The 16,588-nt window shown below is 36.3% G+C and carries 14 protein-coding genes; 12 read left to right on the top strand and 2 right to left on the bottom strand.

Annotated elements, in window-relative coordinates:
• The first annotated feature begins 98 nt into the window (after window positions 1-98).
• Window positions 99-857: a DeoR/GlpR family DNA-binding transcription regulator gene (locus tag I586_RS13390; RefSeq protein WP_010766679.1), complete on the top strand. Its 759-nt coding sequence runs from the start codon at window positions 99-101 to the stop codon at window positions 855-857.
• Between the two features lie 62 nt (window positions 858-919).
• Complete coding sequence (locus I586_RS13385) at window positions 920-1,885, top strand: 1-phosphofructokinase family hexose kinase (RefSeq protein ID WP_010766678.1); 966 nt, start codon at window positions 920-922, stop codon at window positions 1,883-1,885.
• Window positions 1,886-1,936: 51 nt separating this feature from the next.
• Here I586_RS13385 and I586_RS13380 read toward each other — a convergent pair whose 3' ends face one another.
• Together I586_RS13380 and I586_RS13375 are read right to left on the bottom strand one after the other, a co-directional pair.
• Window positions 1,937-3,337, bottom strand: a complete 1,401-nt coding sequence (locus I586_RS13380) for a M24 family metallopeptidase (protein WP_010766677.1) — start codon at window positions 3,335-3,337, stop codon at window positions 1,937-1,939.
• Window positions 3,338-3,373: 36 nt separating this feature from the next.
• Entirely contained in the window at window positions 3,374-4,081 is a 708-nt protein-coding gene (locus I586_RS13375) for a GNAT family N-acetyltransferase (protein ID WP_010766676.1), read from the bottom strand.
• 262 nt (window positions 4,082-4,343) lie between these two features.
• Here I586_RS13375 and I586_RS13370 point away from each other — a divergent pair, with 262 nt between their 5' ends.
• From I586_RS13370 to I586_RS13325, 10 genes are all read left to right on the top strand, one after another.
• Complete coding sequence (locus I586_RS13370; protein WP_034702558.1) at window positions 4,344-5,078, top strand: LytR/AlgR family response regulator transcription factor; 735 nt, start codon at window positions 4,344-4,346, stop codon at window positions 5,076-5,078.
• A gap of 287 nt (window positions 5,079-5,365) precedes the next feature.
• Entirely contained in the window at window positions 5,366-5,668 is a 303-nt protein-coding gene (locus tag I586_RS13365; RefSeq protein WP_010766560.1) for a WXG100 family type VII secretion target, read from the top strand.
• Window positions 5,669-5,739: 71 nt separating this feature from the next.
• Complete coding sequence (esaA, locus tag I586_RS13360) at window positions 5,740-9,042, top strand: type VII secretion protein EsaA (protein WP_010766674.1); 3,303 nt, start codon at window positions 5,740-5,742, stop codon at window positions 9,040-9,042.
• On the top strand, window positions 9,039-9,509 hold the full coding sequence (essA, locus tag I586_RS13355; protein ID WP_010766673.1) for a type VII secretion protein EssA: 471 nt from the start codon (window positions 9,039-9,041) through the stop codon (window positions 9,507-9,509). Before esaA ends, essA begins: the two co-directional genes overlap by 4 nt.
• On the top strand, window positions 9,499-9,756 hold the full coding sequence (locus I586_RS13350) for an EsaB/YukD family protein (RefSeq protein ID WP_010766672.1): 258 nt from the start codon (window positions 9,499-9,501) through the stop codon (window positions 9,754-9,756). Before essA ends, I586_RS13350 begins: the two co-directional genes overlap by 11 nt.
• A 4-nt stretch (window positions 9,757-9,760) precedes the next feature.
• Window positions 9,761-10,987, top strand: coding sequence for a type VII secretion protein EssB (gene essB / locus I586_RS13345; protein ID WP_010766671.1), 1,227 nt, complete (start codon window positions 9,761-9,763; stop codon window positions 10,985-10,987).
• Window positions 10,988-15,511: a type VII secretion protein EssC gene (gene essC / locus I586_RS13340; protein WP_010766670.1), complete on the top strand. Its 4,524-nt coding sequence runs from the start codon at window positions 10,988-10,990 to the stop codon at window positions 15,509-15,511.
• 15 nt (window positions 15,512-15,526) lie between these two features.
• A complete protein-coding gene (locus tag I586_RS13335) occupies window positions 15,527-15,967 on the top strand; it encodes a hypothetical protein (RefSeq protein ID WP_010766669.1) in 441 nt (146 codons plus the stop codon).
• 16 nt (window positions 15,968-15,983) lie between these two features.
• Window positions 15,984-16,265, top strand: a complete 282-nt coding sequence (locus I586_RS13330; protein WP_010766668.1) for a hypothetical protein — start codon at window positions 15,984-15,986, stop codon at window positions 16,263-16,265.
• 19 nt (window positions 16,266-16,284) lie between these two features.
• The gene (locus I586_RS13325) at window positions 16,285-16,584 is read left to right on the top strand and encodes a hypothetical protein (RefSeq protein ID WP_010766667.1); all 300 of its coding nucleotides are present in this window, start codon (window positions 16,285-16,287) and stop codon (window positions 16,582-16,584) included.
• Window positions 16,585-16,588 lie beyond the last annotated feature (4 nt).

The following is a 16,588-nucleotide window of genomic DNA, read 5'->3' as shown; positions in this document are numbered from 1 at the left end:
TAAACAAGTTTGTCAACGCTTTCTTTTGATTGTTTTTTGTTCGTTTTACGTTTAAAATGTAATAGATAAACATTTTCGAACAAAAAGGAGAACTTTTTATGTTAAAAAGAGAAAGACATGCACATATTCTTGAATTACTGGAAAAAAATACTTTTATGACCGTATCTGATATAGCCAAAGAATTACAAGTTTCTGAAATGACGATACGTAGAGATATCAATGAGCTAAGTGATTCTAATCAATTAGTTCGTTTATATGGTGGTGCTCAAAAGATTGATAGAAAAGAGAAAGAACTGGCTACTCACGAGAAAATCAATCTACATATCGACCAAAAGGAATATATCGGAAAAATCATGAACACTTTGATTCAGGATCATCAAGTTGTTTTTCTTGGTGCAGGAACCACTATTCTGTATGCACTGCCATTTATAAAGAAACAAAATCTAATGATCGTTACAAATAGTCTGCTGGCTTTCAACTATATTATTGAACATACAGACTATCGGATTTTGTTAACTGGAGGGGATTTTACACCGATTACAGAAGAATTTATCGGAAAACATGCAGAGCAAACATTCGAGACAATCAATATCGATATCGCATTTGCTGCAACGAATGGCATTTACAATAACAATGTGACCACTTCTAATTATTTAGAAGGAGGCGTTCAGCAAGCAGCTTTTAAAAATGCCAAGAAGAAAATTGTTGTCGCAGATAGTACAAAGTTCAATGTTAGTGATGTATATACTTTTTATAAACTATCTGACTTAGACTATGTCATCACTGATGATAAAATCGATGAACAAACATTCAATTTCTACCAATCTTATGGAAAATTAGTAAACAAAAAAAGTTAACTGGGTTTTGTCCATTCTCTCAGAAACCCAGTTTAGCTAGGCTTCTGAAGGAGGATATAACAATGATTTTAACCGTTACACTAAATCCATCGATGGATTCTATTTATTTTACAGACACATTCGTTTTAGGTGCTATGAACCGCTGTAGTAATCCCATTAAGGCAGTTGGTGGAAAAGGCATCAATGCTGGAAGAACTGCTGCTATTTTAGGTGGGAAAGTTACCACAATGGGCGTTCTAGCTGGAAAAAACGGCGAACTGATCAGACATGAACTCGAACAGGAACCCTTTAAGACGAAATTCATCTCAATATTTGGAGAATCCCGAAATGCTGTCACCGTCATGGACCGCGAAAAAAATCAAACAGAAATCGTAGAGCTTGGACCCGAAATAACAGCTGACACTGAAAAAATCATACTAGATACCATACTTGATTTCGCTGACGAACAAAATGAAGGCCCAATCATCGCTTTATGTGGATCCGCTAATACTAAAAATGACTACCTTTACCAAGAGTATTTACTGCAATTACGTGACAAACTAGGAACAAAAGTAAAGATCCTAACAGATATTTCAGGAAAACAGCTCAAAAATGTTTTAAATAATTCAGTAAAGCCTTACTTTATAAAACCAAACATCCAAGAATTTTCAGATCTGATAGACCTTCCTTTAACTAGCAAAATAGACGTGATAAACAACCTCAATCACCCGATGTTGAAAGAAGTTCCATTTGTCTTAATTTCTTGCGGTGGAGACGGTGCTGTAGCAAAATATCATGATCAGATTTTTGATGTCATCATTCCCACTATTGATATCATTAACCCCACTGGTTCTGGTGATGCAACCGTCGGAGGAGTAGCCTTCGCTTTAGATCAGAACTTTTCGATAGAAGAAACACTTCGCTATGCTATGGCTTGCGGGATGAGTAATGCACTTGAACAAGCGGTTGGTTATGTTTCCATTGAAAATGTTGAAACCTTAAAAAATCAAATTATTCTAAAAGAAATAGAACAAATGTTTCACGTGTAACAATATATTAAAAGAAGGTCTGCTTCTATATAATAGAAGCAGACCTTCTTTTTAGTTTTGTTTAACGCAACGAAAAGCTTTATTTTTGGCTAAGTAAAAGGGTCTTAAATAACCTACTGTGTTTGATAACGGAATAATCTCTTCATTTAGTTCAATGTTCAATACTTCCATTAAATAGTTTTTGCGTGTTACTATCCGTTGCCATAACGCTGGATACTCTTCTTTGATTTGTCTTTGTAAATTTAAATCTGCCAAAGCAACGCACTCTTCTGCACTTACTCCTGTATAGCCTGCCACAGATGGGATAATATCGATTTGTAAAATCATGCCACTCTTCAGTGTCTCATCAGAACCAGCATAAATCGGTGAAGACATCCACTCTTCATCTGATACCAAATGTCCTGGATTTAAATGCCAATGATAGTTGGATTGAGGGAGAACAGTTTCAATCGTTTGATAAAGCTCCTTACCCGCCATTCCGATTTTTATGGTTTCCAACCAAGTTGTAACAGCCTTGTAATAAGGTTTAGCGACTCTTTCCAAATAATCTTGTTGGTTTTCTGGAAGTTGTGTCTCATTTTCTATCACGAAACCCGTACGACTAGACAAACCACCCTTGAATGCAGTCGTTAAAGATAATGGATCACCTAACGTTACTTGCTTATGAGTCGGATAGACATTTCCATATTCAAATCGCTGCCCTGTTGCGGCAATCGTAACGACCGTATTTGTTTGCCCTTCTGCTGTCAGTTCATTTCCTAATCTAGCTTCGGTCACGCCAACCTCAACTGCATCCATCGCATTTAAGATACTATTAGATGACAGATTTGCACCATATTCATAATGAGCGATTTCATTTGCATTATTCGTAGTCCGCGCGCCTTTATCGCCTCTAATCATTAGATGTGCTGCATTTTTGAGCACCGCATGCTCATCTTTACTAGCTAAAAGTGCTTGTATAATAAAATAAGGTAAATCAAAATAGGTATCATTGTCTGATTCAGTCGTCGTAAACATCTTCCAACCCACAACACCAATTTTATTTTTTTCAGCCAATCCAATCGTTTCAAAAATAGTTTCTAATCTTGCTTCATTGTCCATCGGCTGATTTGGTAAAGAAAATAAGGGCGAGTGAATCAAGTGATTGTCGATCCGAGCGACTTTTGCCATTTTTAAGTTTTCATTCCCTAATATCAGGGTGCACTCTCCATTTTTATCTAAAACAAGCAGACCTTCTTCAAAACGAGGAATAAAGCCAGTCAAGTATTCAAAATTTCCACCATGCTCTTTATCTGCATAAATAACGAGTGCATCAAAGTCCTCTGAATGCATATTATCCAATACTTTTTTCTTTCTCTCATTCATCGTTTCATCTGTTAAAAAAGTTGGAGCAACAGCTGTAAAAATCTGTGGTTTAGGTATTTCCGCCAACTCAATTTCTATTTTTTTCATCTTATTGATTTCCTTTCAAATACGTTAGTTTAATTTTTAAAAATCGCTCAACCGTTTTCTTTGCTTCCCATCCGACAGAAAATTTGATGGGGATAACCATGATTCCAGCCGCAATTTTATTTTAGGCCACTCGCTGTCAATAATTGAAAACCAAGCAGTATCTCGATTGCGCCCCTTATAAACGACGGCATTGCGAAAAATACCTTCATAAACAAAACCTAAACGTAACGCAGCTTGCTTAGAAGGCTCATTTAATGCGTCACATTTCCATTCATATCGACGATACCCCAATTCATCTAGCGCATAACATGCCAAAAGATACTGTGCTTCTGTCGCTATTCGTGTTCGTTTCAATTGATCAGAGTAAATAACAAAACCAACCTCAACCGTCCCTTGTACTTTATCTATCCTCATTAAAGCTAACGTTCCCAGCGCTTTTCCACTCGTTTTATCGACAATCGCGTAATGCACAGGATCTTGTGATTGGCTGATTGATGTAAGATACGCTGAAAATTCAAGTTTATGCTCAAATGGGACTAAAGGTAAATAAGTCCAATTCATCGGAGTAGTGTCTGGTCCGTAAACAGTGTATAAATCTTCTAAGTGTCTCGTTGGATCTATTTTTTCTAATCGGCAATAGATTCCCTCTAATGTTGGTTTTGTCGGATTTTTTCTCGTGCTCCAATTCGATACTGGATGTCCGATTGGCTGGTTATACTGATTGTGGCGGACGGTTTCTTTCATCGCTTATCCTCCTATCATTCCTTCTGATTTACTAAAAAATATACTCAATTATAGCAGTCATCTTCCTAGATTTCTTCTGAAAGAATCGCTTCTTTAAAAAGATTATACTATTTTTTTCTAAAATAAATAGTTTACGTTAAATTTTTGAGAATTTTTGAAAGAAAAATATGCTATGATTAAAATGAAGAAAATAAATCATGCAAAACTAGAAACATTATTCAAACATCCATTTTTTAATCTTAAACTCAAGGGAGATGAGCTATTGAAGATTGCATTATGTGATAATAATCAAAGAGACATGAGTAAAATCGAACAGAACATACATCTGTATACGTCTCAACAATATGAAGTTGATTTTTTTAATAATGGAGAAAAATTAGTACGATACCTTAACCAAACGGATTCTACATACAATATATACTTCATTTCTATTGAAATGGCTGAAATAGACGGTATTACATTAGCACAAAAAATAAGAATTCTTGATGTAGAAGCACTAATTATTTTTATATCTGATGATATCCAACGCATGCCAGAAGTATTTAAAGTTCAGGCCTTTGATTATTTATTGAGACCTATTTCAAGTGACCGTTTAGTCGAAACAATGGACCGCGCAACAAACTATTTTAATGCTATCCATGCGTACTTCGAGTTCTCTTTCAATAGAAAACTTGTTGTCTTACCGATGAATGATATTGTATATATTGCAAAAAGTGGTCGTATTGCATACATTCATACCACAGAAAAAATTTACAAAACCTATTTAACGATGTCAGAGATCATCAATAAGGTAAACAAAGATTTATTCTCACGAATACATGGGAGCTATATGGTCAATTTAAGTTATATTGTCGAAATCAAAAAAAATGAAGCTTTCATAAAACAATTTAAAAATGATGTATTGCAAGAAAATAACCTCTCTTTACCCATTAGTAGAACTTTTAAAGATGAATTAAAAACGACTTATAAACTATTTCTGAAAACTAGAAAACATTAATTGTATGTAATAACCTTAGCAACATAACTAACGTAAATACGCTTTTAAGAAAACTGTATTTTTTACAGTTTTTTTCTTTTTTCATACCTAGAGAGAACTATAAAAAGCAGATAAAAATAAAAAACCATCCTAAAGAAAATTTATAATTATATTTTCGTCGTTATTTTTTACTTAAAACACGCAACTTTTTACATTAAGTGTTTATGAATCGCTTTTTTATGGTACCGTTTAGATAACTAGAAAATGTTTCGACACTTTCTAAAAAAACTACATGGAGGAATGAAAAAATGGCAGGCGATAGAATTAAATTATCCCCACAAGAACTAAGAACTTCAGCAACAAAATATACGGATGGTTCAAACCAAGTAAACGATATTTTACAGAAGTTACAATCTGAACAAGATACAATCCAAGGCAACTGGGAAGGTAGCGGTTTTGATAGCTTTAACGATCAATTCACTGCTTTAAAACCAAAAGTATCTGAATTTGCTGAATTATTAGAGCAAATCAACAAACAATTGAACGAAGTTGCAAACATTGTAGAAGAAACAGACCAAAATATCTCTTCAGCAATCGGAAGAGGTCTATAAGAAACACATATCTGAGGAATAGGGAGGGCACTTGCTCCTCGCTGTTCCTCTTTTGTTTAGGAGAATGATAAATGAACAGTAAAAAACTATATTATATGTTGAAATCTGTTTGGATGGTTGTAATCTTACTTATTATGCTTATTTTCATGAACCGGGATTTTACCGATATTTCCGCACAAAAAGATCAAGAAGAAAAAGATATGCGGTTAAATATTGCGTTGGTAAATGAAGATGCAGGAGTCAATAAAAATAACATAGAGTATAATCTCGGCGCAGATTATGTTAAAAAAATTGAAAAAGATGTTACCTATAACTGGTTTACAGTTAGTCGAGGAATTGGTGAAAATGGCTTGAAAAACGGCACTTATAACCTACTTGTAACCATCCCCAGCAATTTCTCAAGTAAATTATTAGAATTAGACAGTGAAGCACCCGAAAAAGTCCAAGTAAACTACAAGATCAATGCAAATGGGAATGCAACATTAGAAAATGAGTCAAAAAGTGTTGGGAGAAAAATCGTTAACGATTTGAATCAGCAGCTAGTGGATCTGTATGTCGTTAGTATTATGGACAATCTATTTACAGCACAAAGAAACATTGAAAAAGTCTATGCAAACCAAACATCATCTGTACAGGAATTTCAAGATGTTTTATACCAACCAACACTAAACTTTAAAGACTACCTCCCTTCAATTACATCGCAATCAAAAAGTGCTCTGCAAGCCAATGATTTACTAGCAAACACTTTAGGTAGCAATATTCAAGGGACAGATTCACTCGTGAATAGTCATAAAGACTACTCTTCCCTTTTAGAGAAACTTTTAGAAGAACGAGCAAAAGGGCAACTAACATATGATGAATTTGTAAACCAATTACTAGAGGCTAGAGATACCGTCACATCCGATAGTATCGCTGATATGTTCAGACAACTGCAAGAAACAGGCAAGAACCTACAAAATGAGTTCAATCCTAACGGAATGTCTGATACAACAATCAAACAAATGGATGCCTTAAACCAACAATTAGCAGATGCTAAAGCTGCTGTTACAGAACAACAAGAAAAACTGACTGAAATCAGTGATAACTATTTTGATCGCTATAAGGAACCTTTTTTCGCTTCATTAGGCATTAAAGAAACGGGCAGAGAATCGACAGTTACATTGAATGATGTCTTGAAAAAGGCCAACAAAGAATACCCACCTAGTGATGATACTGGGTTTAATGTCGACTATAAAAAATGGATGGAAGAACGCTTAGCATTACTACCATTTAGATCGATCACGTTTAACCTAAATCCACAAGACGATATTTTCAGATATGCAAAAGCACCTTATGGCGATGGACAACCTTTTGCTGAAATACAAGAAAAATTCACTGATGTTTTAGGAAAAGTTTCTACTCTCAATGAGAAAATCGATGAAAACAATAAAGAGAATAATCTAAAAGAAGCACCTATCGACTTTGATATGGACCCAATAAAAGCGTCAGAAAGTCCTTATTATAAAAACTTAAAAGAAGCCTATGACAATTTAACCGATACACGAGCACAATTACTTGCATCTGCAGAAGGTCGTTTCCAAATAAGACCGAGCAATATTGGGTCCGGTGGAACTATTATTATTAGCGATATTCCAGCAGGAATCACAGATGTTGCGATTTCTGGAATTGGTCCAATAGTAGCAGATGGAGAGTATCCGTTCCTGGGAAATATTCCCAGAACCGTTACTTACAAATTTACAGATGAATACGATGAAACAGCTCCCGCCCCAAAAATGACCATTAAAATCGGTCAACCAGAAGTATCTAATACAAGAAATGCTCTTTTCACAGCTGAAGTGAGCACACCGGAATCAAGTGAAGAAGAAACGACTACCACTTCTTCCGAAGAAACCGAGAATACTGAGTCATCACAGGAAGAAATTCCTAAAACGACTGAAACAAGATCCCTTACAAGTGAACTTGTACAATCCCAATTTACTTTGGAATGGGAACAAAATATTGATACTTCTGCATTTCTTGATGAAGACTATCAACATAAAAAGAGACTCTATTCCGAACAAGTTGGTAAAACACTAGATCTGTACGACTCAATCAACAGTGAGTTAGCTTTTTACGAAAACTATCAGTTTGAACAATTTGGCGGATTTCTAAAATTAGATTTGACAGATGCCTTCAAACAAATTTTAAACGAAACCTTCCTTGGTGGTGATTACAAAGTTCAAGTAGACCATCTTGAAGCATTAAAACTTAAAGCGGACAGTCTTGAAACACAATCAGAGGTTGTTGGAGAGAAAATGAGTAACGTGCTAAACACGACTTCTGGATTGAATGAAGCCATCGGTAAACAGGCCGAGCTCGTAGAAAATGGACAAAAACAAATTCAAGAGGCTCTAAGCCCAGAAAGTAAAGTCAGCTCTTGGAATAGCCAAACAGATTCAGGAATCGAATCTGCAAAAACAACTTTGGCAACCCTTTATCAGCAATCTCAAGCAATCAAAGATGCATCCGAAATGAATGTCAAAGAAGCAGAAACAGTCAAATCTGTATTCACTTCTTTCGACCAAGAAGTGAATACTGCACAAAAAAATGGGGAAGAACTCTCAACAAACGCTGACGTGATCATGGCAAACTTAAACGATGAACTAGCAAACAATAACGACTTTGTTTCTGCCTTCATCAAAGTTCTCAGCAATGCTCAAAAAGATGGCGTACCAAATAACACATTATTACAATTTATTGCAAATCCAGTTCATGGAAAATCAGAAGCAACAATCAAAACAACTGAAGTCAATGAACCATTCACATGGATTTTGATCATGTACACATTGAGTTTATTCATTGCTTACCTATTTGCGACACAACCTGTCGTTAGAAAAGTCAAAGATAAATTCAAACGGGAACAATTGTGGTTTAAAGATAACATTATGGAAACGATCATCCTTAGCCTAAGCGCAATTGGGATTGGTTTGATATTAGGTATATTAAGTGTTAGTGAACTGTCGATCGTAAAAGAATCTCAAATCGTTTGGGTCATGATGGTCATACTCTTCATGCTAATATTCTCACTCCTTAACCACTATGCCTTAAAACAATTCCATATCGCTGGATTTGGCTTTAGTTTGTTCCTATTTATTAGTTATGTGTTTGTTACGAATGCAATCGGTAAAACCAAAGGAAATAATCCAATGGTCGAGATGATTCGATCTATCAACCCACTATCGATAGGAGAGAATAATTTAGCTGATATCTTAGCAAGAAATGCCCTGGATATCGTTCATATTATTTTATATGTACTTGCTATTACCGCTCTTTTTGCGTTCAACATTTTCATTTGGAAACCTAGAAGAAAAGCAAAGGAAGTGGCGAAAAAATGAAGAAATTAATGTTCTTCTTTGTAGTCGTCACAGGACTTCTTTCTTTTGTTGAACCCTCCTATGCAAAAGAAACCTTGTTAGATAATAATCTAGACCTAAAAACAGACCGTCTAAATCAAGACCAAGTCGATAACGGAAAAGCGCAAAGTTTTATAGCCGAAGATCGCTTATTCGAAACAGAAATGATGGAAAAAGTCGAGAACGCTAAAAAAAGAGAAACCAAACAACGTCAAGAAGAAGAAGCACAGTTCTTCTTGGCGAAAATACCAAAAGTAAAAGCAAATGATAATGAAGAGCTATTTATAGGAAATGAAACTAATCACGCAGCAGTAAAAAAAGAAGAAACAGTCAAAACTGTTTCTTCTCCTCCTGCGTTATTTCCATTAATACTAGGTTTGCTATTGGTTACAGTTGTAACACTAGTGTTGTATCACAATAGAAAAAGAGGTCAGCAAAATGGCAGATAACCAAGAACACATCAACATCACCTTACTGTATCAAGGAAACAAAGAAAAACAAATGGATCTAAGAATTCCAAAAAATATCACTGTTTACCGTTTTATCCGAGAATTAAATCAAATATTCGGTAAAGAAAAAAGACGAAACAAATACCAACTCAAAGTGGTGAACAAAGGGATTCTTTTAGATGAAGAGAAAAAACTAAAAGATTGGGCCATCACTAACGGAGACATAATCGAAATATTGGGAGAGTAAATAGATGCAGACAACGACAAAAGTAGACGTAATTATTGAAAAACACACGTATGAATTTAACAAAACAGCGGAAAACTGGACGCTGGCATTAAGAAAATCTGAAGTGCAGGTTCATGAAGAAAAGGATTTGGCCTTACTTAAAGTTGCTCACCCATTATTAATGGATACGAGTATCTTTTGGGAAGATGATGCCGTAACCTTTACTTATGAACTACCAAAAGAACGCATTACCTTTAGCGAATTAAAAGCTGGATCAAAAGAAGATAAACTTCGTGCTATGACCAATATGGCTGCAGTTGAACAACTTTTAGATTTACCCCTTACCTTCTTTATCCATCCAGAGAATTTATTATTTGATTATAACTTACAACCAAAAATCGCTTACCGTGGACTCGATGGAAAGATGCCGCCAAAAGTGACGAATAACGACTTATTATTAAGACAATATAAAAGCTTGATCATCGCCTTATTTGAAAAGAAAGATGATTTTACCAAGCTTTATGAAGGACAATTAGAAATCAAAAAAGGATCAGAATTTATCCAAACAGTCCTAAAAAAAGAGAGTTTCGAAGAAATCAGACAATACCTTGTAGAAACGTATGATCATACCGTAGCACGTACACAGAAAACCATCAAAAAAGTCAGCAAAACAAAATTCCAAGTCATGAAACAATTATCGATTTGGATGACTGTTTTATCCATCTTTTTAGTGGTGCCTTTAGCTTACCTACTCTTTTTCCGTTTACCGTTTTTAGATCGTATGCAAAATACTGACACTGCTTTCTTAAAAAATGACTATGAGGCCGTTATTACAACGTTAGAACCAGTTAAAACAGCCAAGATTCCCTTTACGCAAAAATATGAATTAGCGTTTAGCTTCATTCAGGGAGAAGCCTTGCAAGAACAACAGAAAAAAGTCATTTTAAATAACGTAACCTTGCGTTCTGATGAAAATTATTTAGATTACTGGATTGAAAACGGTCGTGGAAATCTTGATGAAGCGTTGGATGTAGCGAAAAATCTAGAAGATTCTGACTTGATTTTATACGGTATCACACAAAAAATCGAACAAGTTAGAAAAGATACAAAAATGACTGGAACTGAAAAAGAAGAAACAATTGGTAAATTAGAAGCGGACTATAAAAAATACAAAGAAAAACGTGACGAAAGTGTGAACGCTGCAGAAGAAGCGGAACAAACACAAGGATCGACTGCACAGGAGGGAAACTAGATGACCCAGACACAAGCCATCATCTACCTTCAAGGCTATCGCTACCAGCTGACCCTTGACGAAGAAAAAGAACAACAGATTGGATCAGACAATCAAGCAGCGCTTCACTTACCACTCATCACAGAAGAAGACGCTTTTACGATTGAAAAAAAGGACGAAAAATGGGTAGTGACACATCTAGAAAAAGACTATGCTTTGACTTTAGTTACACCCCTTTCCTTCTCTTTATCTGATGAACAAGAAATAACCGTTATTTTAGCACCTGAGACGAAACTTCATGTCTTTGATTTATTAGACAAAAAAGAACTTATTTTAAGTACCGATACAGGTGCTACACTTACATTACCGAGTGATCATTTAGCAGAGCCTCTTTCCGTTATCTTAAAAAAACAAGAGGATCAGTGGGCACTAACACGTATTTCTGGCACACTAATGATCAACAATCAGCTATTTACCGAGAACGAATATTTATTGGAAAAAGGAGACGAACTGTCTTTCTTACACCACACTTTAAAAGTGTTTACACATGAAATCCATGCGACAGAAGGTACGATCGTAAAATCAGACTTATGTGAAATTTATACCTCTCGTTATGATGTGTATGAAGATTACCCTGATTTCCACCGTTCACCACGAATCATTTACCGTGAGCCAGAAGAAAAAATGATGATCAATGCGCCAAGTGAACCGAATAATAAACAACAAGACCAACTGATCAAAACGATTTTACCACCGATCGTCATGTTGATGGTAACTGTTGCAATGGCTTTTTTCAGACCAAACGGTTTATTCGTTTTAGCCAGCGCCGCAACGACCTTGATCACAATTATTTTCTCGATCACAAATTACTTTAAAGGGAAAAAAGAACACAAACAAAGCTTGATCGATCGTGAAGTCAGCTATAAAAAGTATTTAGTCGATAAATCGGTGGAATTGCACCAATTAAATCAAGAACAAAAACAAGGGCAATTGTACCATTATCCAACGGTTTCAGAATTGTTGGATATGACCAAAACCTATAGCCCAAGAATTTATGAAAAAACACCGTTGCACTTTGATTTTCTTTTCTATCGTTTAGGTTTAGGAACATTGCAATCGTCAAGTGAAATTACCTATTCTAACAAAGAACGCGGCAAAGAAACGGATGATTTAGAAAAAAGTGGCTATGAGCTTTATACGAAGAGTTTAGAGCTTGAGGATATGCCGATCGTGGCGAATTTAGTTAATGGACCTGTTGGGTATATCGGCCCTAGAAACTTAGTGCTAGAGCAGCTTCATTTACTAGTCAATCAATTATCTGTGTTCCATAGTTACCATGATTTACAATTTATCTCGATTTTCCCTGAAGCCGAAAAAGACCAATGGGAATGGATGCGTTGGTTGCCTCATGCAACGATGCAGGATGTGAATGTGCGTGGCTTTGTCTATAACCAACGAAGCCGTGACCAAGTCTTGAATAGTTTGAATCAAATCTTGAAAAACCGTAAAAATTCCATGGAAGAAAACCGCAATAGCCGTGATAGTACCATCTTCTCCCCTCATTATGTGGTAATGATTACTGATGAGAAATTGATTCTGGATCATGTCATTATGGAATTCTTCAATGAAGATCCAAGCGAATTAGGTTGTAGCGTGATTTTCGTGGAAGATGTGATGAGTAGTTTATCGGATAATATCAAAACCGTTATCGATATTCGTGACCGTAACACTGGGGTGCTCTTATTGGAAGAAGGCAAATTGATGAACAAATCGTTCCAATTGGATCACTTCCCTGCTGAATTTAACAAAGAGCAATTGCCAAGACTACTTGCGCCATTGAATCACTTACAAAACTTGAAATCAAGTATTCCTGAAGCTGTAACATTCTTAGAAATGTACGGCATCGAGAAATTTGATGAATTTAATGTCACCCAACGTTGGGCAGAACATTCTCCTCACAAAACCTTGGCTGTGCCGCTTGGTTTACGTGGAAAAGACGATATTGTCTACTTGAACTTACATGAAAAAGCCCACGGACCGCATGGTTTAGTCGCTGGGACAACGGGTTCTGGTAAATCGGAAATCGTGCAAAGTTATATTTTGAGTTTAGCGGTAAATTTCCATCCATATGATGTGGCTTTCCTACTGATTGACTACAAAGGTGGAGGGATGGCGAACTTGTTCCGTAATCTCCCTCACTTATTAGGGAGTATTACCAACCTAGATGGCGCTCAAAGTATGCGTGCCTTAATTTCCATCAATGCCGAGCTAAAACGCCGTCAACGCCTTTTCTCGGAGAATAACGTGAATCATATCAATCAGTATCAAAAATTATATAAAAATGGCGATGTTTCTGAGCCGATGCCTCACCTCTTCTTAATTTCGGATGAGTTCGCCGAGTTAAAATCAGAACAGCCTGAGTTTATGAAAGAACTTGTTTCTACTGCTCGTATTGGGCGTTCATTGGGGATTCACTTGATCCTTGCGACACAAAAACCAAGTGGTGTGGTCAATGACCAAATCTGGAGTAACTCGAAATTTAAACTTGCCCTAAAAGTGGCGGATAAAGCCGATTCGATGGAAATGTTGAAAACACCAGATGCGGCAGAAATCACCCAAGCTGGACGCGCCTACTTACAAGTTGGGAATAATGAGATTTATGAATTGTTCCAAAGCGCTTGGAGTGGAGCTGATTATCAGCCTGAGAAGGATGACCAACAGATTGAGGATCATACGATTTACTTGGTTAACGACCTTGGTCAGTATGAGATTCTAAGTGAAGATTTAAGTGGCTTGGAAAATGCGGATGATGTGAAACAGATTCCGACTGAACTGGATGCCATTATTGATGGGATTCATGAAGTGGCAGAACGGGAAAACATCACGCCATTGCCAAGACCTTGGTTACCGCCGTTGGAAGAACGAATTGCTTCTTCTACCCTTCATCCTGTGGACTTTAGAGAAGAATGGTTGACGGAGAAACAGCCGCTTGAACCTGTTTTAGGTGTGGTGGATGTGCCGAGTATGCAGGCGCAAAATACGTTGCGTTTAAATATGACACAAGAAGGTCATATGACCGTGTTTAGTAGTCCTGGGTATGGTAAGAGTACGTTTATGCAGACGGTTGTGATGGATTTGGCGCGAGTGCATAGTCCTGAGCGGTTAAATGTTTATCTATTAGACTTTGGGACGAATGGACTTCTGCCGTTGAAGAAATTACCGCATGTCGCAGATACGATGAGTATTGATGAAGAAGAGAAAATCGAGAAATTTGCTCGTAGAATCAATGATGAATTGAAACGTCGTAAGAAGTTATTGAGTGAGTATTCTGTGGCTAGTTTGGATATGTATGAACGAGCTAGTGGCAAAGAAGAACCGATTATCCTTATTCTTCTAGATGGATTTGAAGGAATGAAAGGTGCCAAGTTTGAAGAGATCCTTGAGAAAGTGATTACACAAGTTGCCCGTGAAGGTGCTGGGATTGGACTTCACCTATTACTTTCTGCAGGACGTCAGAATTCAATGCGCATGACCCTTTCAAGTAATATCAAGACGCAAATCGTGTTGAAAATGATCGACGATTCAGAGCCAAGAGCCATCGTTGGACGAACAACATTGACGATCGATGATTTACCTGGTCGTGGGTTGATCAAGTTGGAAGAACCAGAGTTATTCCAAGCTGCCCTTCCAGCTGACGGTGAAGATACGTTACAGATTATTGAAGCGATTCAAGAAGAAGTGGCGCAGATGGATGAACATTGGACTGGTGAAAGACCTGAACCGATTCCGATGGTGCCGGATGTATTGTACTTTGAAGAGTTTAAACAAATGAAACAATCACAGCAATTAGTATCAGAAGGCTCAATACCAATGGGCTTAAACTACGACACAGTTGAACCTGTGGCAAAATCGTTAGATGCCTATCAGCAGTTGGCAGTTTTTGCGCCTAAATATGAACGTATTATTAGCAGCCTAAGCAGTATTCAACAATTTATAGTCATGACTGGTAAATATGAGTATGTCATTTTAGATGATCAAGAAGAAAACTTTATGAATCTTGGAGCTGGTGCCAAACGCTATAGCTCGAATAAAGAGGACTTCTTACCTATTTGTCAAGAAATTATAGAACTGATGGAAGATAGAGAAGATGATTTTGACGATATGAAAGAAGACGGCAAAATCAGAAACCTTAAAGAGTATCTCACTACCATAAAACCATTGGTGATCGTTATTCCAAATATCTCCTATTTCTTAGCAGATATGAATGCCGATGTTGAAAAACTATTTACCAAAATTTTACAAAATGGTTCTCAAATGGGTGTCTACTTACTTTATGGATCACTATTCAATGCTGTAAGTGGCTATGATGAAGTAAGTAAATTACTCAAAAAAGTGGATAAAGGTCTTGTACTTGGAAAAGTTGGTGATCAAGGACAACTAAAAGCATCAAATATTGGTTACAGAGATCCAACACCAGATGATACAGAAGGTTACTTTATTGAAAATGATTTTGCAGAAAAAATCAAAGTATCCTTGTCATTATAAAAAAGGAGGATAAACATGGACGATAGTAAAGAAAAAGCACGGGAACAAGCAAGAAAGGCGGCCGAAGAAGCTGAAAAAAATAGACGCCGTCAAGAACTTCAAATGAAAGCGGAGAAAGTCAGAGGGAAAATCTCTAAAGCCAATAACCTTGTTACTAGCTTTCACTCCAAAAAAAGTGAATTCGATCAAGCAATTTCTCAGATAGAGCAGAAAAAAAACTCTGCTCTATCTAGTCAAATTGTGTCACAAGTAAGAGTTCCTAAGGTTTTTGAAGGGGTTATTGCCGAAAAACAAGCCTCTCAACTCCCGAAAGGAATCAAAGCAATGGATGAAAATATAAAAAAAGTAAGAAAAGTTGTAGAAGGCATTGATGATCAAATAAGAGAATTAAATACCTATCAAGATACACAACAAGATATTTTAACCAATATCATGGCTCAAATAGCCAGTATTTAAATAAAGGAGCGATATTATGGGAAAAATAGCAGTAATCAATCATGAATTTGAGCAAACTACATCGAATTTGAAAAGAAGCCATCATGAAATCATTAATTCTTATAAGAAAGTAATCGAATTGACGAATCAACTAGGTTCAGGTTCTTTAAATACTGATAATTTAACACCAAAAATTCAAGGTTTAATGGATGGTGTTAACTCTGACGTAGTTTCTAGATTAACAGAACTATTCAACCAAACCGAAAATGTAATCAAAGATTATGAAGCAGTCATCATGAATGTGGACACTAGCTGCTAATTATTAAGGAGGAATAAAAATGGGAAAAGTAGATATAAATTATGGACAAGCAAGAAGTGAAATCAGTCATATCGAAAACCAGATCAACTCTAGTTTATCATCAGCTAAGAGTGCAGTCTCTCAACTGTCTTCTTTGCTTAATGAGTCAGAAGGAGCATTTGTCTCAGAGATCAAGCAACAATTTAAAGCAGAAGAGCAAATTATTATTGCATCAGAAGGTTTTTTTAGAGAAATGTGCCAAGCCCTTTTAAGTGCTGTGGATACCTACGAAGAACAAGATCGTAACATTTCAAATAGTATGGATAAAGCTATTTCTTAATAAA

The sequence above is a fragment of the Enterococcus moraviensis ATCC BAA-383 genome, assembly GCF_000407445.1.
In the GTDB taxonomy this organism is placed as follows: Bacteria; Bacillota; Bacilli; order Lactobacillales; family Enterococcaceae; genus Enterococcus_L; species Enterococcus_L moraviensis.
Note: the sequence above shows the minus strand (reverse complement) of the source record. Positions and strands in the feature narration are given on the sequence as shown.